General features: G+C 50.6%; 2 protein-coding genes. Both read right to left on the minus strand.

Features of this window, described 5'->3' with window-relative positions:
- Nucleotides 1-76: 76 nt before the first annotated feature.
- Nucleotides 77-1,021, minus strand: coding sequence for an O-methyltransferase (locus AC1DJN_RS21935; RefSeq protein ID WP_442251180.1), 945 nt, complete (start codon nucleotides 1,019-1,021; stop codon nucleotides 77-79).
- Nucleotides 1,014-1,394: hypothetical protein (locus AC1DJN_RS21940; protein WP_478040267.1), on the minus strand; the 381-nt coding region annotated here is incomplete at its 5' end. The genes AC1DJN_RS21940 and AC1DJN_RS21935, both read right to left, overlap by 8 nt.

Raw genomic sequence — 1,394 nt, forward strand, 5'->3', positions numbered from 1 at the left:
GGCCGCATCAGCCATTTTCACAGCATCCCGACCTTCTGTTCGTGCTATTTGTGTATACGAAGCGCTGGGCTCGGAGTTATGCCTCTAGTACTTCGAAATACGTGGGGAAATATCGATACAGCTTAGTGTAGTTCTTTGCATCGTCCTGTGAGAGGCCCGGTGAAGTTGGGATCGCTGTCTTAGGGAGTTGATTATTAAGATGCCGAATTTCCTTGGGAGTCAGGACCGGAGGCTGAATGGTAAAGCAGTCTATGCTTGGTCTGTAGAAGTCTAGTGAATCAAATGCGCACTGAGTCAGAGCGTCATTGGCATCAACAAACCATCCGAGCGTGCACATTCTTGCATTGTCGGAATAATTGAAATTCAAAAATTGATGAACACTGACGGGGTGTGGATCGGAGCCAATCTTTCTGCGATCACTCGCCTCCGAGGTGATCTGCGCATCCACAATGTCTCGGATGACGCGAGCATACTTCACTCCTTCGATCGATGATGGCGTAAAGCCGGCGGGCAGAAGTGCAGCCCCGACGGCCTTTTTTAGACGATCTGCTTCACTCTTAACGGCGCCACTGTTTTTGCCAGATTCGCAATTTATTGTTGCGAGAAAAACACTGCCTGGGGCCATCTTCTTCGCAAGTAGTCCCAAGTCTTTTAGCTGGCCAAGGTCCAGCTTTCCATCGTAGTCGAGCCAAATTATGCCTGGCGTCGAGTAATCTAGTCCGGGCAATACCGATTCAGCCTCGCCTTCAATGATGCGGATACAGCTGAAAGGCTTGTTAAAGTCCACCCGCTCAGCGAACTTGGAATGCTCGATGCTTAGCATCTCTTGGATTCCAAGCGCCCTATGAATCATAGTGAAGTCCAAGAACGAGATGCTCCCCATCCCTGCGTACCAATAATTACCCATTGGGCCGAGCCTCATGAGGCAGGAGAGCGCCTCCGAGATCATTCGGCGCTCAATTTGCTTCGCGGGCCTCACCCGATAATCAATCTTCGTAAAAGAACCAGGCTTCTCATTCATCTTGGCCATCCCCCAGATGAAGTGAATAGTATTCCTCCAGGGTGAAAAGCCCAATCGCGCTGCCGCTTGTGGATGGTATCTCGCCTTTCAAAAACTCCTGCAAGGCTTCTAGCTTGGATCGGTCGACTGAATACTGGATTTTGATTGTATCCGACTTTGTCTTTGGGCGCGGGGCAGCTGCTGGCCATGCAAACTTGGATGTCACTTTGAGCTGCTGATGCTCGCTAGTTACGTTCAAGGCCTTAGCCTTGGTAATCGCGTCCTTAAGCGGAGTCGGTGCGTTTGCGTCCGTCTTAAGGTTCGCCTCCTCGTCTCGCACCCGATTGAGGAATTGAGTAACCTCAGATATGGACTCAGCCATGACATTCCTCAC

The sequence above is a fragment of the Stenotrophomonas sp. 05L414_2 genome (assembly GCF_056397905.1).

Bases quoted from the DNA above. Each gene is read 5' to 3' on its own strand.
- AC1DJN_RS21935 (WP_442251180.1), bottom strand. From the start codon at position 1,021: ATGAATGAGAAGCCTGGTTCTTTTACGAAGATTGATTATCGGGTGAGG.